Annotated in this window: 31 protein-coding genes and 1 riboswitch; of the genes, 11 read left to right on the top strand and 20 right to left on the bottom strand. The window is 63.5% G+C overall.

Annotated features, from left to right (window positions below):
- Positions 1 to 43: 43 nt before the first annotated feature.
- Positions 44 to 1,519: an amino acid permease gene (locus BANT918_RS10950; protein WP_101620281.1), complete on the bottom strand. Its 1,476-nt coding sequence runs from the start codon at positions 1,517 to 1,519 to the stop codon at positions 44 to 46.
- A gap of 61 nt (positions 1,520 to 1,580) precedes the next feature.
- Entirely contained in the window at positions 1,581 to 2,870 is a 1,290-nt protein-coding gene (locus tag BANT918_RS10945) for an FAD-dependent oxidoreductase (RefSeq protein ID WP_101620280.1), read from the bottom strand.
- 154 nt (positions 2,871 to 3,024) lie between these two features.
- Between BANT918_RS10945 and BANT918_RS10940 the strand changes: the two genes are divergently transcribed.
- Positions 3,025 to 3,612, top strand: coding sequence for a TetR/AcrR family transcriptional regulator (locus BANT918_RS10940; protein WP_167389449.1), 588 nt, complete (start codon positions 3,025 to 3,027; stop codon positions 3,610 to 3,612).
- On the opposite strand, the gene BANT918_RS10935 is transcribed toward BANT918_RS10940, so the two are convergent.
- Positions 3,590 to 4,861: an alpha-hydroxy acid oxidase gene (locus tag BANT918_RS10935; RefSeq protein WP_101620279.1), complete on the bottom strand. Its 1,272-nt coding sequence runs from the start codon at positions 4,859 to 4,861 to the stop codon at positions 3,590 to 3,592. The two genes, BANT918_RS10940 and BANT918_RS10935, sit on opposite strands and share 23 nt — an antisense overlap.
- A 500-nt stretch (positions 4,862 to 5,361) precedes the next feature.
- Between BANT918_RS10935 and BANT918_RS10925 the strand changes: the two genes are divergently transcribed.
- Positions 5,362 to 5,940 (top strand): histone deacetylase, encoded by a 579-nt coding sequence (locus tag BANT918_RS10925; protein ID WP_101620455.1) that lies wholly within the window; start codon positions 5,362 to 5,364, stop codon positions 5,938 to 5,940.
- Here the strand turns inward: BANT918_RS10925 and BANT918_RS10920 are convergent.
- Positions 5,894 to 6,835, bottom strand: coding sequence for a 2-dehydropantoate 2-reductase (locus tag BANT918_RS10920; protein ID WP_101620278.1), 942 nt, complete (start codon positions 6,833 to 6,835; stop codon positions 5,894 to 5,896). The genes BANT918_RS10925 and BANT918_RS10920 overlap by 47 nt on opposite strands.
- Before the next feature lie 36 nt (positions 6,836 to 6,871).
- Positions 6,872 to 7,540, bottom strand: a complete 669-nt coding sequence (gene thiE / locus BANT918_RS10915) for a thiamine phosphate synthase (RefSeq protein ID WP_101620454.1) — start codon at positions 7,538 to 7,540, stop codon at positions 6,872 to 6,874.
- Between the two features lie 23 nt (positions 7,541 to 7,563).
- Positions 7,564 to 7,666, top strand: a riboswitch (TPP riboswitch).
- Here thiE and thiO point away from each other — a divergent pair.
- The 4 genes from thiO (at position 7,657) to moeB (ending at position 11,072) form a co-directional block, all read left to right on the top strand.
- Positions 7,657 to 8,841: a glycine oxidase ThiO gene (gene thiO, locus BANT918_RS10910; protein ID WP_101620453.1), complete on the top strand. Its 1,185-nt coding sequence runs from the start codon at positions 7,657 to 7,659 to the stop codon at positions 8,839 to 8,841. Its footprint overlaps the riboswitch before it by 10 nt.
- Positions 8,838 to 9,086 carry a sulfur carrier protein ThiS gene (gene thiS, locus BANT918_RS10905; protein WP_167389446.1) on the top strand — a complete coding sequence of 83 codons (249 nt, stop codon included), beginning with the start codon at positions 8,838 to 8,840 and terminating at the stop codon, positions 9,084 to 9,086. The genes thiO and thiS overlap by 4 nt, the downstream gene beginning before the upstream one ends.
- Position 9,087: 1 nt before the next feature.
- Positions 9,088 to 9,855, top strand: coding sequence for a thiazole synthase (locus tag BANT918_RS10900; protein WP_101620276.1), 768 nt, complete (start codon positions 9,088 to 9,090; stop codon positions 9,853 to 9,855).
- On the top strand, positions 9,852 to 11,072 hold the full coding sequence (gene moeB, locus BANT918_RS10895) for a molybdopterin-synthase adenylyltransferase MoeB (protein ID WP_101620275.1): 1,221 nt from the start codon (positions 9,852 to 9,854) through the stop codon (positions 11,070 to 11,072). Before BANT918_RS10900 ends, moeB begins: the two co-directional genes overlap by 4 nt.
- On the opposite strand, the gene BANT918_RS10890 is transcribed toward moeB, so the two are convergent.
- Positions 11,010 to 11,513: an SRPBCC family protein gene (locus tag BANT918_RS10890; protein ID WP_101620274.1), complete on the bottom strand. Its 504-nt coding sequence runs from the start codon at positions 11,511 to 11,513 to the stop codon at positions 11,010 to 11,012. The genes moeB and BANT918_RS10890 overlap by 63 nt on opposite strands.
- A gap of 70 nt (positions 11,514 to 11,583) precedes the next feature.
- Here BANT918_RS10890 and BANT918_RS10885 point away from each other — a divergent pair, with 70 nt between their 5' ends.
- Complete coding sequence (locus BANT918_RS10885; protein ID WP_208618086.1) at positions 11,584 to 12,228, top strand: mismatch-specific DNA-glycosylase; 645 nt, start codon at positions 11,584 to 11,586, stop codon at positions 12,226 to 12,228.
- 10 nt (positions 12,229 to 12,238) lie between these two features.
- Here BANT918_RS10885 and BANT918_RS10880 read toward each other — a convergent pair whose 3' ends face one another.
- The 4 genes from BANT918_RS10880 to BANT918_RS10865 all read right to left on the bottom strand — a co-directional run bounded on the left by BANT918_RS10880 (position 12,239) and on the right by BANT918_RS10865 (position 15,096).
- Positions 12,239 to 12,871 (bottom strand): thymidine kinase, encoded by a 633-nt coding sequence (locus BANT918_RS10880; protein ID WP_101620451.1) that lies wholly within the window; start codon positions 12,869 to 12,871, stop codon positions 12,239 to 12,241.
- Positions 12,872 to 12,933: 62 nt separating this feature from the next.
- A complete protein-coding gene (locus BANT918_RS10875) occupies positions 12,934 to 13,629 on the bottom strand; it encodes a PepSY domain-containing protein (RefSeq protein WP_101620273.1) in 696 nt (231 codons plus the stop codon).
- 73 nt (positions 13,630 to 13,702) lie between these two features.
- Positions 13,703 to 14,164: a VOC family protein gene (locus BANT918_RS10870; RefSeq protein WP_101620272.1), complete on the bottom strand. Its 462-nt coding sequence runs from the start codon at positions 14,162 to 14,164 to the stop codon at positions 13,703 to 13,705.
- A gap of 143 nt (positions 14,165 to 14,307) precedes the next feature.
- Positions 14,308 to 15,096 (bottom strand): hypothetical protein, encoded by a 789-nt coding sequence (locus BANT918_RS10865; RefSeq protein WP_101620271.1) that lies wholly within the window; start codon positions 15,094 to 15,096, stop codon positions 14,308 to 14,310.
- Positions 15,097 to 15,249: 153 nt separating this feature from the next.
- Here BANT918_RS10865 and BANT918_RS10860 point away from each other — a divergent pair, with 153 nt between their 5' ends.
- Positions 15,250 to 15,540, top strand: coding sequence for a YrhK family protein (locus tag BANT918_RS10860; RefSeq protein ID WP_101620270.1), 291 nt, complete (start codon positions 15,250 to 15,252; stop codon positions 15,538 to 15,540).
- Positions 15,541 to 15,591: 51 nt separating this feature from the next.
- Here the strand turns inward: BANT918_RS10860 and BANT918_RS10855 are convergent, their stop codons facing one another.
- From BANT918_RS10855 to BANT918_RS10835, 5 genes are read right to left on the bottom strand one after another with little or no spacing between them, the layout of a single operon-like run.
- Positions 15,592 to 17,079, bottom strand: a complete 1,488-nt coding sequence (locus BANT918_RS10855) for an ATP-binding cassette domain-containing protein (RefSeq protein ID WP_101620269.1) — start codon at positions 17,077 to 17,079, stop codon at positions 15,592 to 15,594.
- Between the two features lies 1 nt (position 17,080).
- The gene (locus tag BANT918_RS10850; protein ID WP_101620268.1) at positions 17,081 to 17,896 is read right to left on the bottom strand and encodes an energy-coupling factor transporter transmembrane component T family protein; all 816 of its coding nucleotides are present in this window, start codon (positions 17,894 to 17,896) and stop codon (positions 17,081 to 17,083) included.
- Entirely contained in the window at positions 17,897 to 18,760 is an 864-nt protein-coding gene (locus BANT918_RS10845; RefSeq protein WP_101620267.1) for a histidine kinase, read from the bottom strand.
- Positions 18,757 to 19,896, bottom strand: coding sequence for a nucleoside hydrolase (locus BANT918_RS10840; protein ID WP_101620266.1), 1,140 nt, complete (start codon positions 19,894 to 19,896; stop codon positions 18,757 to 18,759). Before BANT918_RS10840 ends, BANT918_RS10845 begins: the two co-directional genes overlap by 4 nt.
- 35 nt (positions 19,897 to 19,931) lie before the next feature.
- Positions 19,932 to 20,390: a DUF2695 domain-containing protein gene (locus BANT918_RS10835; RefSeq protein ID WP_167389448.1), complete on the bottom strand. Its 459-nt coding sequence runs from the start codon at positions 20,388 to 20,390 to the stop codon at positions 19,932 to 19,934.
- A gap of 121 nt (positions 20,391 to 20,511) precedes the next feature.
- Between BANT918_RS10835 and BANT918_RS10830 the strand changes: the two genes are divergently transcribed.
- Complete coding sequence (locus BANT918_RS10830) at positions 20,512 to 21,399, top strand: carbohydrate kinase family protein (protein WP_101620265.1); 888 nt, start codon at positions 20,512 to 20,514, stop codon at positions 21,397 to 21,399.
- Here BANT918_RS10830 and BANT918_RS10825 read toward each other — a convergent pair.
- The 3 genes from BANT918_RS10825 to BANT918_RS10815 form a co-directional block, all read right to left on the bottom strand.
- Positions 21,328 to 21,822 carry an SRPBCC domain-containing protein gene (locus tag BANT918_RS10825; RefSeq protein WP_101620264.1) on the bottom strand — a complete coding sequence of 165 codons (495 nt, stop codon included), beginning with the start codon at positions 21,820 to 21,822 and terminating at the stop codon, positions 21,328 to 21,330. The genes BANT918_RS10830 and BANT918_RS10825 overlap by 72 nt on opposite strands.
- Before the next feature lie 2 nt (positions 21,823 to 21,824).
- Positions 21,825 to 22,157, bottom strand: a complete 333-nt coding sequence (locus BANT918_RS10820; RefSeq protein WP_101620263.1) for a VOC family protein — start codon at positions 22,155 to 22,157, stop codon at positions 21,825 to 21,827.
- Positions 22,158 to 22,253: 96 nt separating this feature from the next.
- A complete protein-coding gene (locus BANT918_RS10815; RefSeq protein WP_101620262.1) occupies positions 22,254 to 22,754 on the bottom strand; it encodes a winged helix-turn-helix transcriptional regulator in 501 nt (166 codons plus the stop codon).
- Between the two features lie 84 nt (positions 22,755 to 22,838).
- Between BANT918_RS10815 and BANT918_RS10810 the strand changes: the two genes are divergently transcribed.
- Complete coding sequence (locus BANT918_RS10810; RefSeq protein ID WP_101620449.1) at positions 22,839 to 23,492, top strand: dihydrofolate reductase family protein; 654 nt, start codon at positions 22,839 to 22,841, stop codon at positions 23,490 to 23,492.
- A 79-nt stretch (positions 23,493 to 23,571) separates the two neighbouring features.
- Here the strand turns inward: BANT918_RS10810 and BANT918_RS10805 are convergent, their stop codons facing one another.
- Positions 23,572 to 24,258 carry an SDR family oxidoreductase gene (locus tag BANT918_RS10805; RefSeq protein ID WP_101620261.1) on the bottom strand — a complete coding sequence of 229 codons (687 nt, stop codon included), beginning with the start codon at positions 24,256 to 24,258 and terminating at the stop codon, positions 23,572 to 23,574.
- A gap of 189 nt (positions 24,259 to 24,447) precedes the next feature.
- On the opposite strand from BANT918_RS10805, the gene BANT918_RS10800 reads away from it, so the two are divergent.
- Positions 24,448 to 24,996, top strand: coding sequence for a GNAT family N-acetyltransferase (locus BANT918_RS10800; RefSeq protein ID WP_101620260.1), 549 nt, complete (start codon positions 24,448 to 24,450; stop codon positions 24,994 to 24,996).
- Between the two features lie 105 nt (positions 24,997 to 25,101).
- Here the strand turns inward: BANT918_RS10800 and BANT918_RS10795 are convergent, their stop codons facing one another.
- On the bottom strand, positions 25,102 to 26,298 hold the full coding sequence (locus BANT918_RS10795; protein ID WP_101620259.1) for an MFS transporter: 1,197 nt from the start codon (positions 26,296 to 26,298) through the stop codon (positions 25,102 to 25,104).
- Positions 26,299 to 26,333: the final 35 nt, after the last annotated feature.

The raw sequence follows: 26,333 nt of genomic DNA, 5'->3' as shown, positions 1-26,333 counted from the left end.
ATCCCCGCGACAAACGGGTGCGACAGCCCGTATCCCGCTAGAGCTAGGGCTTGATCTCGAGACCTGCGACGTCCATCTCATCGAGGCCCACAGTGCGTGAGGAGGCGCCGGTGACCAGCCGGTGGATGAGCCACAGCAGAAGGAAGGCGGGCAGTCCGATGTAGGCCGAGGCCACTTCGAGGACCCGGCCCTCGACGATCGCCTGGACGTTCTGGCCGATGATGACGATGACCAGCATCACCAGAGCGATGATCGGCCCGATCGGAAACAGCGGCGCCCGATACGGCAGGTCCGCGAGGTCGTGACCCTGCCTGAGGTAGGCGCGACGGAACCGGAAATGGCACCAGGCGATGCCGACCCAGACGATGAACCCGGAGAGCCCGGAGACATTGATCAGCCACGTGTAGCCCCCTCCGTCACCCATCACCTCCGACAGGAATCCGAACAGACCGATGACGGCGGTGGCCAGCAGCGCCATGACAGGAACTCCGCGTTCATTGAGTCTGGCGAACAGCCTCGGCGCCATGCCTTCCCTGGCCATCGCATAGAGCATGCGGGTCGAGGCATAGAGCCCTGAGTTTCCGGCGGAGAGGATCGCGGTGAGGATGACAGCGTTCATCACCGATGCGGCCACTGCGATTCCGGCGCGTTCGAAGACGAGGGTGAAGGGTGAGGCGGTGACGTCCTCGTTGTTCGCCGAGGCCAGCAGCGAGGGGTCGGAGTAGGGCAGGAGGAAGCCGATGATGATGATTGCGCCGATATAGAAGAGCATGATGCGCCAGAACACGGTGCGGATGGCTCGCGGCATATCACGGCGCGGGTTGCTCGACTCCCCCGCGGTGACGCCGACGAGCTCCGTGCCCTGGAAGGAGAAGCCGGCGATCATGAACACGCTGATGATCGAGACCCAGCCGCCCACAAACGGTGCCTCGTCTCGCGTCCAATTGCTCATGCCTGGCGACTCGCCGCCGATGATGCCCACAATCATGAGCACGCCCAGAACGAGGAACGCGAGGACCGCGGTGACCTTGATGGCTGCAAACCAGAATTCGCCTTCACCGAAGGCCTTGGCCGAGAGGAAGTTGAGTCCGGTGAGCAGGGCGAGGAAGATCGCAGCCCAGACCCAGGAGGGGACATTGGGCATCCAGAAGGACATGATGACTCCGGCCGCAACGAGTTCCGCGGCGAGCGTGATCGCCCAGTTGAACCAGTAGTTCCAGCCCATGGCGAATCCGAACGAGGGGCTGACGTATTTCGAGCCGTAGGTGTGGAAGGAACCCGCCACGGGCAGATGGGTCGACATCTCTCCCAGGGACTGCATGACGAAGAGGACCATGATCCCGATCGCGGCGTAGGCCAGGAGTGCACCGCCGGGTCCTGCCTGTGAGATCGTGCCGCCGGAGCCGAGGAAGAGTCCGGTGCCGATGGCACCGCCGATTGCGATCATCTGCAGGTGCCGTGACTTCAGCCCCCGTGTGAGTTCGCGCTTCTCCCTCGCGAAGGTGGCTGCTTCTTTCATCGTGTCCCTTGACTGTCGTGCGACCGGTGTCCCGTTCGGACCCCGGCCATTTTTACCACATTCAGCTCTCGGGGCTGCGCACCTCGTCCGGCCTGGCCGGGTGCTTGAGGAGGTCGATGATCGGTGCCAACGCAGACTTGACGCTCACCAGCTTGACGATGAGCCCCCGTAGACCGGCGAGAGCCCCGGGCAGGTAGAACATGAGTCGAGCGAGTTGGCGAGAGGTGGACTGTGCCTGTTCGACCCTGGGTCGTTGGACGGCTTCGAAGCGGGCCAGCGCGGCGGGCAGTCGCGCCGGTGAGGTGGATTCGAGCGATGCCGCGAGCATCCGCGCCGATTCCATCGACATTCCGGCACCGATTCCGGCCGTGGGGAGGAATCCCGCCGCGGCATCTCCGAGGAGGACCGTGTTTCCGGTGGCCCACTGCGCGCTGCGAGAGTCTCGGAGCAACCAGAAATATGGGTCCTCTGCCTCAGCGACGGCGGTCAGGGCCGCGTCGATCCTGGGACTCAGCGTGGTGAGCTTGCTGCGGACCTCGGCGACGAAGCGCTTCGCGCCCAGAGGTTCCCGTGAGTCTAGAGCGCCAAGGAAGATTCCGGTTCTGCCCTTGACCGGGTAGGCACCGAGAAAGAAGCCCTCGCCCCAGAGTTCGTCGACCTGGTCGGTATCCGCATCTGCCGGAGCCCAGGCAACCCACCCGCCCCAAGCCGTGTCGACCGAGCTCTCGGATGAGCCTCCCGGAACGAGGCGTCTGCTGTGGGAACCCAGACCGTCTGCGATGATGACGAGGTCGAACTCCGCGCTGTGCAGATGATTGTCCTCGCTGTGGACGCCTGTGCGTACCTCCACCCGGGTCGGGCGAGGTACCGAGTCGGCTGCAGGCTCGGCTGCGAAGTCAGCTGCAGCAAGGGAGACCAGCGATGAGTCGAAGGAGACGGGACATGTGCCGGCCGAGAGGACAGCGATGAGTTCTCCCCTGGCAATTCCTCTGTATTCCCCATAGCGGGCCAGCAGACGTCCCAGACGGTCTTCGCGCAGCATTTCACCGGTATGAGCGTGGAATGCGTACCGATCGATTGCCACGCTGTTCTCTCGATAGTGCTCGCGGACACCGAGATCATCGAAGACCGGGTCGACCATGGGCATGAGTGCGAGCATGTATCCGGCATGATCGTCATCGGTCATCGTCTCTGAGTCGCGCGAACGCTCAATGAGCACCGGGTGTCTGCTTTGCCTGCGCAGCAGCTGGGTGACCGTGATCCCGGCGATTCCGGCGCCCACGACGAGAATGCGCACATCCTCGGCCACCGTGGCCTCATACTGCTCTTCGAAGGGCATTTCCGTGATCATCGCATCTCCTCGCGCCGCCATCTCCTCGACTGGTCACGATGTCCGCAGTCAGCATGCGAAGTGGACCGCCTGGTCCAATCACGGTAGCATTGTCTGGACCGGGTGGTCCAGGGATGGAGAGGAAAAGATCACGTCAGCTTCTGCCTTCGCACGCATGTCGAGCACCAAGCGGCAGGCGTTGATCCTCGCCGCCGCGAAGGAATTCGCCTCCAGCCCCTTCGAACAGGCCTCCCTCAACGGCATCATCTCCGGAGCTGGGATGAGCAAGAGCTCCTTCTACCACGTCATCGACTCCAAGGAATCCTTGTTGTCGCTGGTCGTCCATGAGCTTCGCGAGCAAGCGAGGAAAGATTGGACTCCCCCGGAACCGCCGGACTTCATCCCGGACTTCTGGGCGACTGCGGCACGCGTGTTCGATGATGTGCTGCGTGTCTGGCCGACGAGTCAAGCACTAGGACTGCTGTGGCGGATCGTGCATGCCAATCGTGCCGATCCCAGCGTCAGCAGTCTTGAGTACAGCTACAGGAAGTGGATCTCGTCGGTGCTGGGCATCGGGCGAGAGACTGGTGCGATCGATGCGGACTGCCCGGCGGACCTCCAGGCCCTGGCGGCCGCGACAATGCTGGCGGCCTTCGACGAATGGGCGCTGCACCAGACCGAGGCCAGCAGCCGGACCGGCGACGGCCTGGAGTCCGCCGCCGGTCAGCAGTTCCGTCTGCTCAAGCGCCTGCTCCAGGCGTGAGGCGCTTCCCTGCGATATCAGCGGGCAAGTCGGGAACCGTTGGCAGTCCCCTGGCGAGGTGGGGCCCGAGGTCGGAGACGGTTCGGGCACCCATCAGGCCCATGGCAGTTCGTATCTCTGCCCGGATGAGGTCGATGGCCTTCTCCACGCCGCGCTGCCCGCCGGCCATGAGGCCGTAGAGATAGGCCCGGCCGATGAGCACGAAGTCCGCTCCGGCGCACAGCGCGGCCACGACGTCGGTACCGGACATGATTCCGGAGTCGAGGATGAGCTCCATATCTTCTCCGACCGCCGCTCGCACCTCTGCCAGTGCAGTCAGGGAATCGGGTGCGCGATCGAGCTGGCGTCCTCCGTGGTTGGACACGACCAGACCGTCGGCGCCGATGGACCGGGCTCGGCTGGCATCGTCGGCGGTGAGGACTCCCTTGACGAAGAGTGAGCCCTTCCACTGCTCGCGGATCCATTTGAGGTCATCAAGGTCGAGGGTCGGATCGAACATGGTCCGCGTCATCTCGGCCAGGGACTGCGAGGTATTCGACAAGGAGGCATATTTCGGTGGTTCGGTGGTGAGGAAGTTGAACCACCAGCCGGGACGATAGGAGGCGTCGAGCATGGTCTTCAGGGTCAGCTTCGGCGGGATAGAGAGTCCATTGCGGTGATCGCGCAGACGCTGTCCGGTGATCGGGGTGTCGACGGTGACGAGAAGAGTCTCATACCCGCTGGCTTGGGCTCGTTGAAGCAGGTCGAGGCTGCGCTCGCGGTCCTTCCACAGGTAGAGCTGGAACCACCGCGTGGATCCCGGTGCTGCCTGCGCGACCTCTTCAATGGACCGTGTGCCCATCGTTGACAGGGAGAAGGGAATGCCGGCCTTCGTCGCCGCCCTGACTCCCCCTGTCTCACCTTCGGAATGCATCATCCGCGTGTAGCCGGTCGGGGCGATGCCGAATGGCAGCGCTGTGTGCTGCCCGGCGATCGTCGTCGATGTGTTCGGAGCGTCGACCCCGTGCAGAATCCGTGGGAGGAGTTCGACATCGGCGAAGACCTGACGATTCTTGCGCAGCGTGTACTCATCGAGTGCCCCGCCGTCGACGTAGTCGAAGGGAGCTGTGGGGGTCACCCGCTTCGCGATACGACGCAGGTCCCAGATATCAGCAGCGGAGTCGAGCCGCGCAGCCACTCGGTCGAGCCTGGGCAGACCGAACTGCAGGAGAGGGGCGAGTTCTTTCACGTCGGGCAGCTGCCGTTTCATCGTTCTCCTCGTATTCAGCACTGAATCTGATCGGGCTCGAGACGTCTGCGACCTCCAGCAGCTGCTGGCGTCCCTGAGCTGCGAGTCTAGCGAGGGGTCCATATTCACTGGAACGGGGATCAGTATGAGAGATATTTCCACTTGTGGAGATAGGTGGGAATATCTCGGTCCACTCAGGAGCGGTCGAGGCAATGCAGGACGGAAGCAACTCGACAACTGATCGTCTCCCCCGCGTGCAGCCCGAGCTTGTCGAAGATCGGGCTGTTGGCTTGAAGAACTCGTTCTCACGAGGCGTGAGCACGGGCAAGGTGACGACGTTCTGCTGCACTCAGTCGTGGAGGTCCCGCTCGATCCGGAATCGCATTTGCCATCACCGGTGTTGCGAAAGTCACGCGCGGGCTCTTGGCCAGGAGGAAGGCTCGAGCAGACGGCGGTCGGACGGCACACCGAGACACTGCAGATCGGACAGTGCCAACCGTTGACGTGGCATGATGAAAGAGATGTCTCAAGCATTCGTGTGGTATGTCAGCTACGGTTCGAACATGCATCGTGACAGGCTCGCCTGTTACCTGCAGGGCGGCCGTCCCCCAGGTGCATTCGTCACCTATCCCGGCGCGAGGAACACCGATCTGCCGTTGGCAGAGATGGGCATCGAACTTCCCGGATCCATCTACTTCGCTGGCAGCTCCACCGTGTGGGGCGGCGGAGGAATGGCCTTCTACGACCATCGTGTACCGGGCCCCACACCTGCAAAGGCATATCTCATCACTGCCGAACAATTCGCCGATGTCGCCGATCAGGAGATGAATCGGCCACCCTCATCTGCCAATCCGCTGGAGGCGCTGGCCTGCGAACTTCCCGTCGGTTCTGCCCATTCCGTCGGACCAGGCAAGTACGAGACTCTTCTGGTCCTCGACCGCAGAGATTCGATCCCGATGGTGACGTTCACGGCTCCGCACGGATCCGATGCAGTCACCCACACCGTCCCCGGTGAACCGTATCTGACAATGCTGCGCCTCGGCGCCGAGGAAGTCAGCTCTGTCGCAGCGATTCCCCAGCCCGCAGCTGCACAAGTGTGAGGTCGAGCAGGGGCGTCTCCACGCTGAGGTCAGCAGCCGTGCTCGCCAAATGACCGAGGATGTGCTCGGTTTCGCTGGGCAGTCCCGAAGTCACGTCACGGTAGAGCGATGAGGTGAATGAGGAGTCCTCGGCGGTGAGCATGGACAGTGTCATGTCCCTGGCCTTGGCCGACACCGGGTGTCCCCCGGCCACCGCAACGGCTTCGAGCTCGTCGACGATCCGGATGACCTGCGGCCGGCCCCCGGCTGCCATGATTGCGCCGACAGGGGCCCGGAACAGGCAGGTGACGACTCCGGCAGCGGCGATGAAGATCCATTTCTCCCACAGTGCGTTCGTGATTTCGTCGATGATCTGCAGTCTGCAGCCGGGGACATCAAGAGCCTGAGCAACGGGTTCTGGAACTGCTCCCCCGCCGAGTTCACCGATGGTCATGATCGCCATGTCTGTCATCTGGTGGACGACGTCGTCCTCGACCGTTCCCACGATCTTGACCAGACCGCCGAGCACCTGGCCGGGGAACTCCTCAACCAGCCGGTCGATCTGAGCCATGCCGTTGAGGAACGGAAGGATGCGTGTGCCTTCACCCACGGCGGGTCTGATGTCATCGATGATCGACTCCAACCCGTTGGCCTTGACCGCCACGATCACAAGATCGAAACGAGTGGAGCCTGGGCCCTCGGCAGTGGCCAACTCCGCCGCGGTGAGGACGGGAATGTGGTTCGTCCGGTCCTCTCCGGGAGACACGAATCGCAGGCCGTCGGCACGCATCGTCTCTGCTCGGGCAGGCCGGACGAGGAATGTCACATCTCGATCTGCTTCGAACAGGCGGGTTCCGAATGCCCCGCCGGTCGCGCCGGCTCCGGCGATGAGTATCTTCACTGCGTGCTCTCCCATGTCAGTTGGATTCCTTCGCTGTCACACTGTGCGCTCTCACAATGCCTCTTTGAGTTCCGTGGCCGCGGCCGCGGGATCATCTGCTGCGGTCACCGCACGGACGACGACGATGCGCTGCGCGCCCGTGGCCTTCACCTTCGCGAGGTGCTCGCCCGCGCAGATCCCGCCGATCGCGAACCAGGGCTTTCTCGCGGTGGCGGCGAGCGCACGCAGGGGGTCAGTGCCGATGGCTGGCCTGCCGGGTTTGGTCGGGGTCTCCCACACGGGGCCCAAGCAGAAATAGTCGACCTCGGGGTCTGCCTCGGCGGCGAGCGCCTGGTCGATGGAATGGGTCGAGCGGCCCAGGATCACATCCGGGCCGAGGACCGCGCGGGCCTGCGTGCTGGTGAGATCTCCCTGCCCGACGTGGAAGACATCGGCGCCGACGAGCAGCGCCACGTCCGCGCGATCATTGACGGAGAACAGTTTCGAATGACGGTGGGCTGCGTCCCTGAGCACTTCGAGTGCTTCGATCTCGGCGCGGGCTTCGAGGCCCTTGTCGCGCAGCTGCATGATGTCGACACCACCGGCGTAAGCGGCATCAAGGAACTCGGGAAGGTCACCCTGCGCGCTGCGGGAATCGGTGCAGACATAGAGCCTGGCATCGCGAAGTCGGGCGAGTCGGGAGGCTCTGTCTGAGTCTCGGACTGCGGCGTCCGTTGTCATATCTGCGACCATGCTCCTAGAGTAGAGGAGTTCGCGGGAGCCTCATAAAGAGGCTGAGAGGGCTGTGTGCCGACCGTTCAACCTGATGCGGATGATGCCGCCGGAGGGAGAAGCACGTGCACGTCATTGTTGTGGGAGCCGGAATCATCGGCTTGTCCACTGCCTGGAAGCTGCGTCGTCGCGGCGTCAGCGTCACCGTCGTCGATCCTAATCCCGCCATGGGTGCTTCCCATGCAGCAGCGGGAATGTTGGCCCCGGCCGCTGAGGTGGTGTGGGGGCAGTCTCCCCTGTATCCGCTCATGCGCGCTTCGGCAGACCTCTACCCTGACTTCGCCGCCGACCTGGCTGCTGCCTCGGGTCATGATCTGGGGTATTCGAGGGCCGAGACGTTCGTCTGTGCCGGTGACCGCGCCGACCTCGCCTCACTGCGTGAACTCGTCGATCTGCAGCGTTCCAGCGGTTTCGACGTCTCCCTCATCGCCGGGTCCCGAGCCCGGGATCTGGAACCGTCTCTGGCCCCCGGGGTGTGCGGAGCGGTGACGATCCCCGGAGATCATTCGATCGATCCCCGTCGGGTCACCGCCGCACTGCTAGCGGTGCTTCGTGACGATACCGTTCGGGCCCGCGTCAACACTCTGATCAATGCGGCGGGGCGGACCGTCGGCGTCGAGCTCGAGGATGGGACGAGGCTCACCGCTGATCAGGTCATCGTCGCCGCGGGCAGCTCCTGCAATGACATATCGGGGGTTCCGCGCCTGCCTCTGCGCCAGGTGTGGGGTGAGGTGATCAGGCTCCGGGTACCCGAGGCCCTGACGCCGCTGCTGACTCGCACGATCCGCGGTCTGGTCAATGCTCGGCCCGTCTATATTGTGCCCCGTCCCGACGGCGAACTCGTCCTCGGGGCCACGAGCCGTGAGGACGGTCGGTCAGGGACCAACGCAGGGGGCGTCCACCAGCTGCTCCGCGATGCCGAACGGCTTGTTCCGGCCATCCTCGACTGCGACATCACCGACATCACCACGCGCGCCAGGCCGGGCTCACCCGATGATGTGCCGATCATCGGACGCATCGATCCCGGCTGCGTGGTGTCCACCGGCTTCTTCCGGCACGGCATCCTCCTTGCCCCACTGGGTTCGGATCTCACCGCCGACCTTGCCACCGGAGGCGACACAGCATGGGCGCCATCGGGGTCCCTGGCCGCGGTGGGACCAGAACGCTTCGGCTCACAGAACCTACCGAGCAACGCACCGGCGACACAGCACACCGTTTTGATCCAGCAACCAGCAGGGAGCCATCCGTGACCGATACCATCACCATTACGCTCAACGGCGAGGCCCACGCACTCGCCGGTCCCACCACGGCCAGGGACCTCGTCTCCGGCATCGTCGACAAGGACATCGCTGCCGATGGCACCCCCGTCGACGGCAGCCGACTGGGCATCGCCGTCGCCGTTGACGGTGAGGTGATCAGGCGCGGACAGTGGTCGCACTTCACCCTCGCCCAGGGACACAGCGTCGACATCGTCACCGCAGTGCAGGGAGGCTGATATGAGCTGGAACGTCGACGAGGTGACCCTGAACTCACGGCTCGTCATGGGCACCGGTGGCGCACGTTCGCTGAGCATCCTCGAACAAGCCCTCGAAGCATCGGGCACCGAGCTTACGACCGTGGCACTGCGCCGCTACGACGGTCATGCCCAGGACTCGGTCTTCGCCCTGCTGCAGCGACTCGGTATCCGCATCCTGCCCAACACTGCCGGGTGCTACACGGCCAGGGATGCTGTGCTGACTGCTCAGTTGGCTCGGGAGGCGCTCGAGACGAACTGGGTGAAACTCGAGGTCATCGCCGATGAGGAGACGTTGCTGCCCGATCCGGTGGAGCTGTTCCGGGCGGCGGAGGAACTCGTCCTCGACGGTTTCACGGTCTTCGCCTATACGAACGACGATCCGGCCCTGGCCAAGAGGCTTGAGGATGCCGGGGTCGCGGTGGTCATGCCCGCAGGTGCTCCGATCGGCAGCGGGCTGGGCATCCTCAACCCTCACAACATCGACACGATCGTCACCCGCGCCCAGGTGCCTGTGATCCTTGATGCCGGCATCGGCACCGCCTCTGATGCGGCTTTGGCGATGGAGCTGGGCTGCACCGGTGTCCTTTTGGCCTCTGCGGTGACCCGGGCGCATGATGCCAGCTCCATGGCTCGGGCGATGTCCCTTGCCGTGGAGTCGGGTCACCTGGCCGCCCACGCCGGGCGCATCCCGAAACGACCGTTGGCCCTAGCCTCGTCGACCTTCGACGGGATGGTGACCCCGGCATGAATGCGGCGAACAATCCGGGTCCGCTGGTCGAACCGACCGATTCTCTGAGCCCGCGGGAGCTCGACCGCTACGCCAGGCATCTGAGCTTGCCGGGGATCGGAGTCGAGGGACAGCGCAGACTCCGGGCCGCCTCGGTGCTGGTCGTCGGTGCGGGAGGTTTGGGGGCACCGGTCCTGCACTATCTGGCCGCGGCCGGGATCGGCTCGATCACGATCATCGACGATGATGTGGTCGAAGCTTCGAACCTGCAGCGCCAGGTCCTTCACCGCGAGGCTGATATCGGGCGGGCCAAGGTCGATTCCGCCCGTGATGCCCTGCTGCGTCTCGATCCGCTGCTCGAGGTCCGTACCGTCGAGGAGCGGTTGAGTCCCGACAATGCGCTCGAGTTGTTTCGTGCCCATGATCTGGTCCTCGACGGTGCAGACAATTTCGCGACCCGGTACCTGTCCAATGATGCGGCCGAACTCACCGGCACCCCACTCATCTGGGGCACGATCTTTCGCTTCGCCGGTCAGGTGAGCACCTTCGTTCCCGGGCATGGGCCGCTGCTGCGCGACCTGTTTCCCGACATCCCCGAGGCCGACTCCGTACCCAACTGTGCCGACGGCGGTGTGCTCGGGGTGCTGTGCGGCACCATCGGTTCGGCGATGGCCACGGAGGCTGTGAAACTCATCTGCGGCATCGGCACACCGCTGATCGGTCGCCTTCTGCGCTATGACGCACTGGAGTCCGACTACTCCACGCTGAGGTTCTCACCCGACCCTGACCGCGAACCGGTCACCGACCTCGCCGAGGTGACGCTGGCCTGTGCCGCTGACCGTTTTGAACCAGACGATGACGGTGCAGATCGGGAGGACGAGATCAGTGTCGACGAGTATCTGGCTGATCCTTCCCCCAGCCTCCTCATCGATGTGCGTGCCGGATGGGAGCGGCAGCTGGCGGCTATACCCGGATCCGTCCACCTGCCGCTGTGCGTGCTGCAGGTTAAGGGGTGGAAGGCGCTAGAAACGGTGTCTGAACTGAACTCTGCCAACATCGTCATCCACTGCAAGTCGGGGGCTCGCTCCGCTCAGACCGTGCAGCTGCTGCGCGACGCGGCACCGGAGTCCGTGCGTCTGAGGTCCTTGACCGGCGGCATCGATGCCTGGTCGGCCTCAGGGCATGAGACGGTTGAGTCGTGCGACCAAACCGTGGTGCCCGGCGCTCATCACACGTGAGTGCATCCACGTTGCCACGGGACGCATCATGCGAATGGACATGCGCCGGGTGGTCACGCACCACACGGAGCTGATCGTGGTAATCGGGCCCGTCTGCTGCAGCGACCACACACCGGTCCCTCTCAGGTCGCCGGCGGCGGAGAACATCACGAAGTTCGGCGGGTCTGTGTCCTGAAGTTCGATGCCGAAACTCAACGTCACACCGATCGGGCTGTCGACCTGAATGTCGGCGCGGCTTCCGGGCACGATCTCGTCATCGGCGGGTACCGCGACTGGCAGGCCCGGCCACCACTGCGGCCACGACTCGATTTCGGAGAGCACGGACCATACGTCTGCCAGACGAGCATTGACCCTCCACCTGTTCTCGAAGTGGAAGGGTGCGGACTCGCCGGCGTGCGTTCGCACGTGCTGATGAGGCTGCTGCCCGTGTTCGTAGGTCATGGGTCTCCCGATGGTGCTGAGTCGGCGGGCGCTGATTCGTCCGGTCTGACTCGACGGTAGTGTGGACAGCGTGATTGAGGAAAATTTCATCAGCTCCCGGCGACCGTCGCCCTTAGGCGGACGAAAGCCGACGAAGGGCGACCTCGCTGAGTTCGCCAATGACAATCCCGACGCCATCGATGATGTCCTCCCCGAGCGCCCGGGTGAGCTGTCGATGCTCATCGTCGGAATCAACCCGGGCCTGTGGACGGCCGCGGTCAATGCGCCCTTCGCCCGACCGGGCAACCGCTTCTGGCCGTCTCTGCATCAGGCGGGTCTGACCGATCATCTTGTCGATGCCTCCTTGGGGCTCGCCGCCGAAGACGAGGCACAGCTGCTGGCACGCGGCATCGGCATCACCAACCTCGTCGGAAGAGCCACGGCGCGGGCTGATGAGCTGGACAAGCAGGAGCTGCGCGACGGTGCGGCCAGGCTTGTCCGCCGACTCGACGTCATCCGCCCTCGGGTGGTCGCGGTCGCTGGGATCACTTCGTTCCGGATCGGATACCTACAGCCCAAGGCTCACCTCGGCAAACAGGACACGTCTCTCATCGATGGCTGGCCCGAGGAGATCGCGCTTCATGTCGTGCCTCAGCCCAGCGGCCTCAATGCCCATTATCAGGTTCCGGACCTGGCCCGGATCTGGCGTGGGGTGTGGGAGAGCATCAAGGACTGACCATCTTCTCTCACACGATCGGGACCATTCGCTTCTCAGGCGTCGGAGCGAAATGCTCCCGGCAGCGTGCGACATAGGAATCAAGACCCCCGATATGGCTGGCATCGATGTCTGTGGCACGGGATTCCGAGCCCTCAGCCGTGAGGCCGGGCGTGCCCACACGTTGGTGGAAGACGGCATCCCTGCCGCAGATCGTGCACACCGCAGTCAGTTTGAGGACGTCCTCGGCTACGGCCATGAATGTCGGCATCGGCTCGAAGGGCTCGCCGTCAAACGTCACGCACAGCCCTTCGACGATGACGGTGGCACCACGTTCCACGAATTCGAATACGGTCGGCACCAGGTCAGGCCCGAAGAACTGGGCCTCATCGATGGCCACCAGATCATAATCCTCTGCGCGAGCCACCTCGCCGAGGGACCTGACGTCACCGACGGGCACGGCGGGAATGTTGATCCCGTCGTGAGAGGTGATCGCCGAGAGATCGGAACGGGTGTCGAGAGAGTGGCTGAGGACGAGGACGTTGACACCAGCGATCTTTGCTCGCCGGACTCGGCGCATGAGCTCCTCGGACTTGCCGGAGAACATGGGGCCGGCGATGACCTCGAGACGCCCCGACGGCCGTGGCGAAGCTACTGGGTGCATGGGCATGGCGCCAGCCTACGCCGCGACGTTGCGTCCTGACAGTGCCCGGGAGGCGGCAGTGGTCAGTCGTCGACGGTGACATTCTTCGATTCGACGTCGACGGAGACCTCGATCTCTTGGCCCTTGTCATCAAAATCAAACTGGTATTCGATACGACCATCGTCTGATTCCAGCTTCCACCCTTCGAGTCGACCCGAGGCCTTGTCCTGGGCGAGTGTGAGCGCCTCGTCGAAGGTCATCGGGTCGTTCAGGTCGATGGCCTTCTCCTTGTCGTCCGTGGAGTCCTTCTCCACGTCGACGACGTCACCGGTCTCGGCGTCGATCTCGACGTCGAAGTCAGTGGTGGTGTTGATGATCTTGACCTCGTACTGCCATGCCTTGTCGCGTTCGTCGAAGTCGAGTTCGATGCCGTGTACGGTGCCGTCCTTTCCTTCCTTCTTCGCGGTGGCAATGGCATCCTTAGGGGTCACCGATGGTGATTCCTTGCTCAGATCGGCGTCACTGGCCAACCCTGAGGAGCCGGATGTCGTCGAGTCCTGCGACTTCGCATCTTCAGCGCCGTCATCGCTGCTGGCATCGTCGTCGCCAGATTCGGCGTCGTCGCCTGATTCGCTCTGAGACTCGGCTGTCTCCGAGGCCTGGTCCTCGGCTCCCGAGGTCTGATCCTCGCCTGAGTCCTCACTTGAGCAGCCGGTGAGGGCGAAGGCGAGGATCATGGTCCCTGCAGCGGCCCGCGTGGCCCATCTCTGTGTCTTCATACTCTTCACCGTAGCAAGGGGGTACGCTTTCCGCCCCTTTCTCAGAGGGTTCTCATGCTGGTGAGAGCCCTCGTCAGTCGAGGCAGAACTCGTTTCCCTCGGGGTCGGCCATGACGATGAATCCAATCTCCATCGGCGGGTTGGGATCAACCCGCTCGAGTCGCTGTGCACCTAGGTCCTGCAAGCGGCGACATTCGTCTTCCAGCGCTTGCATCCGTTCGTGATTCTGCAGCCCGGGAGCCGCGCGCACATCGAGATGGACTCTGTTCTTGACGGCTTTGTCCTCAGGCACGATCTGGAAGAATATTCGGGGGCCGCGTCCTTGCGGATCCTCGATCGCAGCACGGAAGTCCTCCGGCTTCATATTCATGCCCAGACCCGAGATGAATTCGTGCCATGCGGCAAAAGGATCATCGCCGGCGTCCAGCCTGACGCCAGGTGGGCCAGGGATGACATATCCGAGCGTCTCTGCCCAGAAGGTGGCCAGCTTGATCGGGTCGTGGCAATCGAAGGTGATCTGAACTGCTCGGCTCATTGTGTCTCCTCATTGAGATAGTTCGATCAAGGATACCTGCTTTTCCAACAAGGGCCACTGCTCGTCCAACGCCCAGTTGACCAGGGAGCTGCAGAGGTCGGTTCACGGGTTCCCGCCGAGTACCAGCAGGTGGGTGTCACCGGCTATGACGAGAGAGACCACTGTTCGGTCAGCGGAAACAGGCTCGGTACGTCCTCGCGGACAATCTGAGCGAATCTCAGTGCCCCACCAAAGAGCTTCTCGATGGCATTCACCGCGTGCAGGACCCTGTCCCTGGACAGTGGGGGCAAGAGTTCGCCGTGCTTGAGATAGCCCTTCAACGATCCGGTTGCCGCCATTTTCAGACCGAGGCGTCCGGCTATCAACCAGGTGATGCATTCGGCTTCAAAGCGGGCCTGTCTTCCGTCGATGTCTGTCTCACCAGCGGCTATACCCAGTTTCGGGAAGGCTCCGCGATGGCCGGCAAAGACCAGCGCCAGCTCATCGAGCACGTGCCGCAACTTCACCGTGGGACTCTGCGTCTTCGGCAGGCCGGCGAGATCCAGGCCCTTTCGGTGAAGGACATCCATGACGAGACGGTGCCCGTCCCACGTTGGTGCACCAACTGCTTTGAATGGGTTGATCGCGGCATCGGGGACTGGAGGCCCGTGAGTGTCTTCGACATCATAGACGAAGCGCACCGGAGCGAAGGGGTGAAGCACGATCAGCGCCACCGCTTCGTCCTTGAGCAGCCTGCCGTACTTCTGCTGCCAAGCGTGCTCTGTTTCGACGAAGATTGCTCCGGCATTCTGCTGCGCGATGAGAGCCGCGTTGAACGCGGCAATCTGGGGAAATCGGCGGACGAAGCCGAGCAGCTCGTCCCATGGCATCACGGATCTGTGACTGCCGACTTCGGCGTACAGTGCATCAAACGAATTCAGGTTCTTATCCATGACCTCACGCTACGACGCGGCACTGACACGGCAGAGGCAAACGTCTGAGGATATGGTCAAGCAGCGCTGGTCGCACGTAACACCGAATCAGGGACGTGTCGCGGTCTCGCGCCAGCGGATCGGTCCCACGCGAATTCATCCCAGGAGGACGATATGACCGATGACGACCACATTCTGACGATCCGCATCGGCCATGACGAACTCGTCGTCCGTCAGCGGTATCAGGTGTTGAGCATCGTCAACGATGTTCTCATCGGCATCTGGTTCCTCATCGGCAGCTTCATGTTCTTCTCCGACAAATGGGTGTTCACGGGAACCTGCCTATTCGTCCTGGGCAGCGTCGAGATGCTCATCCGTCCCGTCATCCGCCTGATCAGACACGTGCACCTGCAGAAGATCCACGGACCTGAAACCCCGACTGCGGACTCCACGTACGACTTCTGAACTGACCGGCTGAAGTGACCTCGACTTGAGGGAGGGGCAGATTCGGTCCTCTCATCCCCCTCCTGCCCTCTCCCCGGTCTCCCGGTCCTCACGCAGCCGCCCCTCGTCCAGTTCCAGGATGTGATCCGCTGTCGTTGCGGCCCATCGCCGGTCGTGGGTGGTGGCCAGGATGGACCCGCCTCGGCGGAGGAAATCCCGGATGAAACTGTTCAGCCTGTTGATGGCCTTGCCGTCTCTGCCCAGAGTCGGCTCGTCGAGGAGGAGAATCCGCGGGCTCATGATGAGCGCCGAAGCCATCACCAGGTCCTTGCGCAGGTCGATGCTCAGATCATAGGGGTGGGTCTCACTCACCGTGTCCAGATGAGTCGTCTCCATGGCCGAGGTGACCGCCGCCTGTCGCCGGGCGCGGATCGTTGCCCGGTCGCGGCGTCTGTGTGAGGGCAGGGGCACGGCATGCAAAAGCTCATCGCGCACGGTCGCGGCTGAAAGCTGACTGCCCGGGTCCTGCCCCACCCAGCCAAGGTGCTGTGCTCGTTCATGCGCGCGAGCATCACCGAGGCTGACCCGGGTTCCGTTGCCATCAACGGTGATCATGCCCGATGTTCGGTCTCCAGCTCCGAGGAGACCGGCGAGGCTGCGCAGGAGGGTGGACTTCCCAGCACCGTTGGATCCCCTGATCGTGACGATCTCACCGGATGCGACGTCGAGATCGATGTGCTTGAGGACGGTGGCCCCAGCCCGGGCGACAGTCAGCCCGCGCACGGAGAGTGCGACAGTTGCCGGAGCAGTCGATCCAACTGGCTCAGAGGGGTCCTGCCCGCGTGGCTCATATGACTCATGTGGTTCACGTGGTCGAGTGTCCCAGATCCCGCATCGTTCAAGCTCGTGGGCTGCAAGACAGATGTCGGTCGTGATCAGCCGACCGGAATCCAAAACGCTCAGGTGGTCACAGGCTTCAGTCACCTCGTCGAACTGATGGGCGGTGATGAGAACCGCGCCTCCAGCGGAGCAGAAAGCCCGCAGCACCGTGCCGAGGCGCCGCCGAGCGTCGGGATCCAGGGACAGTGAGGGCTGGTCGAGGACCAGCAGCGACGGATTCACGGTCAGCAGCCCGGCCAGTGTGACCAGCTGCCGCTGACCACCCGAGAGAGTGTCGAGGCGTCGCCCCCACAGATCGCCGATGCCCAGTGAGCGCAGGACCTGCCGCGCACGCTCCTCGACCACCGAGACCTCATCACCATGCAGCCGCCCAGGCAGCTGGACCTCATCACCGACGAGGCTCGTCATTCCGCTCAGCTGCGCCTCGGGGTCATCGCCGAGCATCACCGCAGCCCCCTCGACGCGGATGCGCCCCACGCTGGTTCCACGGTCGCTCAACAATCCTGTGATCAGCCTACCCAGAGTGGACGTGCCCGAGCCCAGCGGTCCGAGGATCGCATGCATCTGTCCTGGGGCCAGGCGAAGGTCGATGCCGGTCAGTGCTGCCGAGGCGCCGCCGCGGTAGGTGAAGCCGGCTCCGAGGAGTTCGAGAGACATCATCTCAGACACCCCCGATCAGCTGGTCGGCAGTGGGCAGGGGCAGAACACCGGCCACGGAGCACACGACGAGGACGCAGGTGAGGATGGGAACACCTCGGCGCAACAATCGTTGGCCCGGCCCGTCGTGGTGATCCTGCAGTGACGTCGCCTGTGTTGCTTCTCCGAGGCCGCGTTGTTCGAGCACGTCATGACGCTGTTCGACCTCAATGAGGACGGAGGTGAACAGGCCGGTGACGATGCTCGGGAGCAGCCGTGTACGGACCGTCCAATTGCTGACGTCCCAACCACGACTGGCACGGGCCTCGATGATCTGCTGAGTACGGGTACGGATGAGCGGGATGAGGCCAATCGCAGAGGCGCAGACATAGGCCACCGACGAGGGCAGTCGCAGGGCCCGCAGCCCGTCGAAGAGGCGCGCCGAGTCGGCGCCGAGACCGAAGAATGCGCTCAGGGACACGAGCGCAGTGACCCGCAACCAGATCTGAACGGCGATCGCCAGACCTTCGACAGTGAGCTGGGCTGGACCGTATTCCCACAGAACGCTCACCTCAGCGCCAGGGTAGAACAGACCCTGCACGAGACACAGGACGATCAGCGTCGGCAGGCACAGCACACCGACGCCGATCGCCCAGGCGCGCAGTCTCACCGTGGGAGAAGCCACCGCGGCGACAAACGTGGCAGCGATGATGGCGGTGGGCACGACCGGAGACGGGATGCCGAATACGAGCAGCAGAGAGCATGCGAGAACGATGATCTCCGTGACTGGATGAAGTCGGTGCCTGGCCTGCTGTTCCCGGTCGAGAACAGTCGCGGTCATTCAGCCGACCCGCACCGGTGCGCGGGAACTGCGCGAAAGACTGTGGTCGGTGAACGGATACCGGTCGAGGATTCGCCGAGGCAGGGTGCGCACGACCGTATAGGCCAAAGCGAAGATCAGCGCCTTGTCGATGATGTCGGAGAACAGGCTCTGCGCCAAGGTCGCGTTGAGCATTTCGAGGCCCGCTGCCTGCAGGATGGCGACGACGCCGCCGGTGCCCGAGCCCAGACCGCCGCCGAAGACGTAGGCGGCAACGGGGGCGCCGAGCGCTCCGGCCGGAATTCCCGCGAGCGCCCCGGTGATGACGGCGAACCAGGGGGTGCGGAAGGCACCGAGCCGTGCGGCCCACCCTGCTGCGGCACCGATGAAGGCCGCCCCAGAACTGAAAGCGATGACGCTGGGGCTCAGGGTGACTCCCCAGATGAGGTTGGAGATGATGCCGGTGAATGCACCGGCTGCGGGGCCGGCGAGGACGCCGATCATCACGGTTCCGATCGAGTCGAGGTAGAGCGGGATGGGGGTGACGTTGCCGACGACCTGCCCGATGACGATGTTGGCGGCGATGGCGACAGGGATGAGGGCGAGAATGCTGCGCGGGATGAGCGGCAGTGTGCCGGCTGCCAGGAGAACTCCTCCGACCAGGTAGCCGAGGATGACCCACAGGGTCGTATGTCCCAGATCGGTGCCGAGGTTGGCCGGTTGCGTCAGGAGGACCGCGATATAGGTGCCGAGGATGACGAGTGTGCCGAGGAAGGTCAGTGTCAGCGGAAGTGTATGGCTTTTGTCATTCTTAATGCTCTGGTTTTGTGCGGGACCGACGGTGTGTGCCGGCCCCTGCCCAGACTGTTGGGATTTCATGGTCATGATGGGGGTCCTTTGCTCAGTGTCTCGCCGAGGTGGTCGAGGAAGGTCTGCGCATCGATCGTGGAAATGATCTCGGCGTTGACGCCCTTCCCCCACCGTCCCAGCCAATCGGCGACGGTTTCGCCACGTGTGAGTGTACCGGTGAGTTCGACGTCGACGGGCGCGCAGATCGTCGTCGCCCAGGGCAGTGTGCCTCGAGTTCCGTTCACAATGGGTGCGTCGCTGCCCGCCGAGGTGGGTGTGACTTCGTCGCTGCGTGCCCATTCGAGCGCGCAGGCGAGGACGAAAGGGTCATGGATGTGGGCGATGTAGCCCAGGCCATCCCATTCGTGGAATTCGAAGTAGAAGCGCAGGGCTTCGGCCATCTGGGCCAGCCAATGACTCCATGTCTCACCAACGGCGGACGGTTCCTCTTGTTCGTCGTGAGGTTCCAGTGCCCCGTCGAGGATCTCTCTCAACCGTGCAGGAGTCATCTCAAGAGCTTCGGTGGCTTCGATCGGGGCGATCACCGGCAGGGCCTGAGAAGTTTGAGCGTGATCGAAAGCGGAGATGACGTTCGCCGTCGCCTCGGGATCGAAGGTGACATTCCATTCGGTGGTCGGCCGAGTGTTCCCGCGATAGTTGAAGGCACCGCCCATGATGAAGAGTCGTCTCATCAGGCGGGGCAGTTCGGGCTCGATGGCAAGGGCCAGGGACAGGTTCGTCGTCGGTCCGATGACCACTCCGATGAGTTCACCGGGGTGAGACCGTGCCGCGTCGACCCAGGCCTGAGCGGCGCTGATGGCACTGACCGGTGTCGCCGACTGTGGAAGCTGAGCATATCCGGCCCCCGCGGGTCCGTGGGTGAGGTCGGCGTATTCGGGTTCGACATTGGGCGACATCGCGGATTGGCCGTCGGTGTCCTCCGAGGGCCAAGCAGAGGGGAACTCGCTTCCCGGGTGGACGGGGATATCCGTACGTCCGGCGAGTTCGAGCCAGCCCTGGGCATTGACGCTGACCTGCGCGGTGGACATGTTGCCGCCTGAAGCTGCGATGCCGATGATGTCGACGTCGTCTTGGCACAGCAGATATCCGAGGGCGATGGCGTCGTCGATTCCGGGATCACAGTCGAGAAACAGCGGCAGGCGTGGAGACATGTGCCCTATTCTGCCGGAGTCTCGCTTCCCTCTTCTCACCACCGACCCATTCGTACCCAGTTCGGGCACGGCTGCGTCGAGCCCCGACGCACGAACTGGCAGCACAGGTAGAAGACCTTCGCGGGCGGCTCGTTGATACCGAACTCCTCACGCAGGTCGACTGGCTCTGGAGATTCGAACCCTGTGCCGATGTCCGCACCGAACGCAGCACCGGTGATCCACGGGCGTGATGCGAATGTGTAGGCGTTGTTGAATACCTCGCAGTCACAGCAGCAGGCGCCCATGCTGCCCAAGCGTTCCATCAGCGCAGTGGCCCGAGGCGCTGTTCGGTCCCGAAATGTCAGGGCGAAGCGAGGTGTCCCGTCGCAGCCGAATTCGCCGAGCTGGCGGAAGACATAGCAGACCAAGCACTCTCCCTCCCGCGGAGTGAGGATGCGAGCTGAGGCTGCATCGACGATCGTTCTGACTTCTGACTCCATGGTGTCTTTGTCCATGCGGCAACGATTCCAGACGGCACTGACACGAAACACAATCAACGTCGTACCCTGACCGAAATCTGTCCTATTAGCGCTGATGAGGCCTTCGATCGTCTTCTGTGCGCTTAGAATCGAGCCCATGAGCATTCTTGTCGTCGGTGAGGCTCTCATCGACATCGTCTCCTCGGCCGGAGCACCGGATCGCTATGCCCCGGGCGGAGCTCCGGCGAACGTCGCACTGGGCCTTGGCCGCCTTGGTGCCGACGTTGAGCTGCTCACCGATGTCGGAGATGACTTTCACGGCGGGTACCTTCTGGCTCATCTTCGGGAGTCGGCTGTTCGGGTGCATGCGCGCCCGACTGGTTCGACCTCGACGGCTCGGGCACGGCTGTCGCCGGACGGCTCTGCCGAATACGATTTCTCATTGCGCTGGGCTCCGGATGCGTCGCTGGTCGAGAGCGCAGACTGGTCGGCAATCCATGTCGGTTCGATTGCAGCATTCCTCTCTCCCGGTGCCGCTGCCGTCGATTCGCTTCTCCAGCGCGGACGAGCCTCCTCCGCACTGCTGAGCTTCGACCCCAACATCCGGCCCACCATCATCGGCGACCAGGAGCAGGCGCTGGCTCGGTTCGAGTCCCTCGCCTCACGGGTTGATGTCATCAAACTCAGTGATGTCGACGCGGATTGGCTCTACCCCGGGCAGAGTTCCGATGCTCAGATGGATCAGATCCTTCGCCTCGGGGCCCAAGCGGTGGCATTGACCTGCGGATCGGAGGGCTCGATCCTCTCGACCGCCTCGGCGAGGGTGAGGGTTCCGGCAGGGGCCGTGAAGGTGAGGGACACCATCGGCGCCGGAGATTCCTTCATGACCTCCCTTGTGCACGATCTGCAGGGCACCCATCCACGACTCGAGGACATGAACGAGGACACGCTTGCGCACCTCGGTGAGAATGCCTCACGACGGGCTGCCATCACGGTGGGTCGCGCCGGTGCCGACCTCCCCTGGGCTAGTGAGGAAAACGCCTAGCTGCTCAAGGGCGATTCGGTGACCGTTACGGTGGCCGTCGATCATGCCGGTGCCGACGAACGACACGACCTGGTCGACGATCGAGACTCTCGTTCCCTCCGGGACCGCGGAGAAGGTCCAGGTGATCAGGGCCGTGGCCAGAAGGTCCTCGTCGCGCCACACGGTATCCGTATGAACGGCATACGACTGCTCTTCGACGCGGACATAGTCAATGGCGGCGCTGAACTGCAATTCGCCCGGGGTCCCACACCGGTATCGAGCACTGCCGCCCGTACGGAAATCGTCGTAGTCATAGTTGAGGCCTTCACCAGCGGGCACGCTCCACTGCTGTCTCACATCGGTGTCGGCGAATGCCGACCAGACTTCGCCGACGGGGCAGGCGATGTGCGTTGTCAGGTGCAGGGTCTCGGTCAGCGGATGCATATTCACTCACCGGCGAAGACGATGTGGTTGCCGTCCGGGTCGGTGATCCGCAGAATCCGCTGCCCACCGCCTGGCTCCGGGCCCCCATGTTCGAAGCCGACGGCGGTGAGCCGATCGGCAAGGGCGTCGAGAACTGATTCGTGGATGACGACGCTCGAGCATCCGGCGCGATCGGGATCGGCCCAGATCTGGACGCCGATTCCCGGCCCGAGGTGCCATTCGATCAGCCCCGCCATCGGTGCCGTGTCAGGTTCTCGACCGGACAGCCTCGTATACCAATCCTGTGCGCGGTTCGAATCCTTGACGGTGGCGTTGGCCACGACACCCGTGAACATGGTCGCTCCTATGAGATCGGCTGTGTCGAGCAGTTGTATTCTGCAATCGCTTATTCAAGACAACCACGGATCGTCCTTCGCGACAAGACCTTCCCCTCAAGCGTCTGCCTCGCCCCCGAGAGCCGCCTCATACTCAGCCTGCAGCCGTGCCGAGGCCCGCGGCTGAACCGCATCAGGGCGGGCAGCGCCGAGGTGGACCTCGCGCAGTTCGCTCATGAGGTCAGCGACGAGCTCGGGCGATTCGGCAAGGATGCGGGCTCGCACCGTGAGCTCGGGCGTGGTGGCGCGATGATTCATCCCCCAGGTGCCGAGTGCGACCATCACCGGAACGACCTGGATCCCCGCCTCGGTGAGGGAATAGGCCACCCGCTGCCCTCTGACGGCATCCGCACGGGTCAGCAGACCCTCGTCGACGAGTTTGCGCAGACGGTCGGCCAGCATGTTCGAGGCAATGCCCTCATCGTTGAGAGTCAGCAACTCACGGAAATACCGCCGGCCACCGAAGACGATATCTCGGAGCACAATCAGACTCCACGAGTCCCCCAGGACCTCGACGGCGGCATTGATCGCACAGCCCGAGCGCGGTTCGCTTCGCACATCATCCCCTTAACTGGTTGCATTCTACAATCACCGCATTCTACGCTGGAGACAATTCTCGCTGCCAATCACATCGGAGTGATCATGTTTCGTGCACGCGTGCACAGCCAATTCGTCTCACTCGACGGCTTCTCCGCTGGCGACTACGTCACTTTCGACAAGCCCATCGGAGACGCTCAGGCCTTCTTCGGCTGGTTCGACGGCCATGGCATAGAGGGCATCCATAGTGTCGATGCTCCGGTGACCCTCGATCGTGGACTGTTCGCGATGTGGGGACAGGGCATCGGTGCCGAGATCATGGGGCGCAAGAAATTCGGTCCGCAGGAAGGGCCGTGGCCTGATGACGGGTGGCGTGGCTGGTGGGGTGAGGAACCTCCGTTCAAAACCCCCTGCTTCGTCCTCACCCATCATCGGCGTGAACCCATGCGCTTCCCGAACGGGACTAGTTTCGAGTTCATTGACGTCACACCGGATCAGGCTCTGCAGCAGGCCAAAAAGGCAGCGAATGGCCTCGACGTGCGTATAGGCGGCGGACCATCGACGGTGCGGCAGTTCCTCGCCGCTGACCTTGTGGACTTCATGCATGTGGCGATCGTGCCGATCGTCCTGGGGCACGGAACCTCGCTGTGGGAGGGCGCCGACGGAGTCGAAGACCGGTTCAGCGTCGAAACGATCGGTTCCGCGAGTGGCCTGACCCATCAGCTGTGGAACAGAAAAGATCGGGCAGGTTCGCCCTGAACCCGCCCGATCTTTGCCTTTTGTCGTGCCGCCTGCGTGCAGGTGCACATCGAAACCGTCTATCAGCTAGAGACTGGTGTCACTTGACGGCATCGGCGATCGGAGTGTCACCGTCGTAGAAGTTCACGGTCTCTCCGACTGCGGCGTTCTTGGCGATGACGTGCGTCATCACGTCGGCGACGAGTTCACGTGAGGTGACCTTCGAGTCGCTTTCCGGCGTCTGTCCGTCAACTTCGCCACGATCATCGGCCCGAGTCAGGCTGCCATTCGACGGTTCGAGGGTGAGTCCGCCGGGACCGAGGATGGTGTAGTCGAGTGAGCTGGCACGCAGGTACTCATCGGCACCGTGCTTGGCTTCGACGTAGGGGTAGAACGAGCTGTCGGGATCCACACGATCAAGGTCGATTGCTGCGGTCGAGTAGGACACGATGACGTACCGATCGACTCCGGCTTGGGCGCTGGCGTCGATGGAGCGCTTGGCCGCCTCGAAGTCGACTGAACGCGTGCGCTCGGGGCTGCCACCTCCGGCACCTGCGGAGAAGACCACAGCCTTTGCACCGGTGAAGAGCTCGGCGAGCTTGTCGGTGTCGGCTGTTTCGATGTCGAGGACAACGGGGTTCGCACCTGCGGCCTCGACCTCGGCGGTCTGGTCCGGGTTGCGGATGACCGAATCCACCGAGTACCCAGCTTCCTTCAGTTTGGGTGTGGCCATGAGTGCGATCTTGCCGTGTCCGCCGAGAATGATTACGCGGTCTGCATCAGACATGTACTTCTCCTTCGTCGCTATCTTCTGGTGACGCTTACTCTCACGACAGCCAATATCGGCGCTCGATTATTCCCGTCGGCCGATGCCGACGGCATACAGGCGCTTGTACCCTAGTGCCATGGACGCGATGATGACTCCGCTCAGTGACAGCGCCGTCGAGACCCGCACAACAGACCGTCGGGTCGTACTGTGAGCTTCGACATCGTACCTGCGACCTCGGATCTCTGGCCGCGAGTGGGACATGTCTACGGGGCCCGTGAGAAGAACCCGGACTCATGCTGGTGTCAACGGTTCCGTCGACACGATGCTCCCGACAATCGGACGGCACTGCGTCGGGAGATCGAGCAGACAGAGGTGCCCGTCGGACTCCTGGCACTGGCCGATGGAGAGGTAGCCGGGTGGACGAGGGTTGTTCCCCGAGCTTCATTGCCCGGCATTGTCGAGAATCGTGCCCTGTCGAAGCTCCTCGATGACGCTGCCCTTGCGTGGTGGGTGTCGTGTTTCGTCGTCAGACGGGAGCATCGAGGCAAAGGGGTCGGGGTGGCGCTTCTGCGCGGTGGGGCCGAGTGGGCATTTCAGCATGGTGCATCTTCTATCGACGGTCATCCAGTCGACGTCGATGCCCTTCGCGGCTCCTCTGCTCCCTCCGCTGTCTTCACCGGCACCGTGTCAATGTTCCTTCGGGCCGGATTCAGTGAAATAGGCCGCACATATCCCAGTCGACCTGTGATGCGCTGACTGCGTTTCAGCGACTCGACCGTAGCGGAGCCAGACTCCTGACCGATGCTCACGGCGGTGGCAGTGATCGTCCCTGTCGGATTGCTCCGGCTGCAGTCTCCCCGTTCAGGCAGCTGAGTCGGCCCGGATGAGACGCATCGCGATCACGGAGCACAGTGCGAACACCACACCGCCCGCGGCCACGGGCAAAGCGATGTGAATGAGGGCGAGTCCTCCGCCGATCGCCGAACTTAGCGTGAGTCCGATCAGACCGATGATGCGTGAGCTGGCGTTGACCCGACCGCGCAGCTCATCCGGGACGAGACGTTGACGCAGCGAGGTGGCACAGATTCCCCAGACGACCGCATGGCAGATGTAGACGGCGAGCAGGATGGCGGCAAGGATCGGGTTCGTGGTGAGGGCCAGGGCAAGCAGTGAGGCGGCTCCGGTGGCCAGGCTGGCAACGATCGTCCAGCGATATCCGATGTGTCCGCGGATTCGCGCCGTGAGGCCGGAGCCGACGAGTCCACCCAGAGCAGATACGGCCAGAATCGCACCATATCCGACATCGCCGAGGTTGAGCTGCCGTTGGACGAAGAGCACGAGAATCGAGAACGGAAGCATGTAGCCCACACTCGCCAGTCCCCCGATGAGGGCGAGGCCCCGGACCGTCCGATTCTGCAGCAGCCAGCGTGAGCCCGTGACCACCTCGTGCCAGACGGAGGCTTGTCGTGGTTCGGAAACCAGGTCCGCCTTCCGTCTGCGCACAGGCAGGGCAAGGGCGATCGCTCCGGCCGCTGCCCAGAGCCCACCCATCGCGAAGATCGGCGCCGAGGCGGCGAAGGCGAAGAGCAACCCTCCCAGCGGAGGGCCGAGGAATTCATCCGCCACAAGCTGTGTCGCCGAGATGCGTCCGTTCGCCCGATCCAGCTCAGACGCGCGAACGAAGTCAGGCACCAGCGAGACGCCGGCGTTGTCAGCCACGCTCTCCAGAGTTCCGACCAGGGCGAAGACTGCATAGAGCAGGAGAAGACCACCGACGCCGAGGTGGATGCACAGTGCCAGCGCAAGAACGCCGGTGCCGCGCAGAATATTCGCCAGCGCCAGCAGTGTCCGCCGATCCGTCCGATCGACCCACACGCCGACGGGCGCGGTCACCAGCAGTCTGACCAGTCCATAGACGGTCGCGAGGCCGGCGACCAGCCGTGGATCCTCGGTCAGCGATGCCGCCAGCAGCGGCATCGAGACGAAGGCCAACCCGTCGGCAAGGTTCGAGGAGGCATTCGCCGTCCACAGAATCCTGAATGCGCGAGGGAGTGACATTCCCGCCATCCTATAGTGACGGGCGCCACGTGTAG

Origin of the sequence: Brevibacterium antiquum CNRZ 918, assembly GCF_900169145.1 — a bacterium.
Taxonomy (GTDB): Bacteria; Actinomycetota; Actinomycetes; order Actinomycetales; family Brevibacteriaceae; genus Brevibacterium; species Brevibacterium koreense.
Note: the sequence above shows the minus strand (reverse complement) of the source record. Positions and strands in the feature narration are given on the sequence as shown.